Below are 848 nucleotides of genomic sequence, written 5' to 3'. Positions count from 1 at the left end.
CAAAAAGGCGATGTTTGTTTTTGTACAAGAATGATGAGCAGTTACGCAGAAGCCAATGCCATGGTCGCTTGGGTGCGTGATAAAGATTTAACCGCCTTTAAACAGTGGTGTTATTTGTCTGCAAAGCTAGAACGCATGGTGTTTCAGCATGAGCCTTTTGAGTGGTTTCCTTCCTATAAATTCTTTTCACCGCTACTGTCAGACAATCAAGAAATCATTGACTGGTATCGCAAGCACCGTATTTCTTATGATTATGACCGTAGCGACATCAAAGACCGTGATAACCCAAAACAGCCTGCTTTTCATGGCTATCAGATGATTTTGGCATTAAATCATGAATGGGATAGATTGGCTGAACGCTGTGAACAAATATTAAGCATGAGCCTAAGAAAAGATAAAAAATATCTGATAGACCATCGTTTTTACTTAGCATTAGCAAAAGGCGATAAAACACAAATGGAGGCGGTATTGACCGAGCTGACCAGTCCTAAAATTGCCAAAGTTAGAAATCATGAGTTTGTATTTACTTTTACTGAGCATTTTATTGCCACTCATGCCTGTATGTATGCTAAATTAGCGTGGTTAAACGGTTATGAAGTAGAAATTGACACCCCTTGGATTCCCAAAGAATGGCTACCCATTCAGCCATTAGAAAACTATCTACAGCCTTGGGATTTTTTAAGAGAATTTGATATTTGGGCACCATTTGAAGATTATAAGGATTGGTCTCCTAAGCCAACTCAAACTTAAATCAATTTAAAATCGTCTACGACTTTAAAGTCCTAGAATTCCACAACTACCATATTGGTGAGTTTGGGGTGTGGGTGCGTAATGCGGATTGTTGTGAT

Annotated in this window: 1 protein-coding gene; it reads left to right on the top strand. The window is 38.9% G+C overall.

What is annotated here, in order from left to right:
- Window positions 1-750 (top strand): Imm49 family immunity protein (locus ACZBKJ_RS09875; RefSeq protein ID WP_463200923.1); only part of this gene is annotated, 750 nt, incomplete at its 5' end.
- Window positions 751-848 lie beyond the last annotated feature (98 nt).

The sequence above is a fragment of the Moraxella sp. I5G genome, assembly GCF_055193055.1.
The sequence above is the reverse complement of the archived record's forward strand: the minus strand, read 5'-3'. Positions and strand labels throughout refer to the sequence as shown.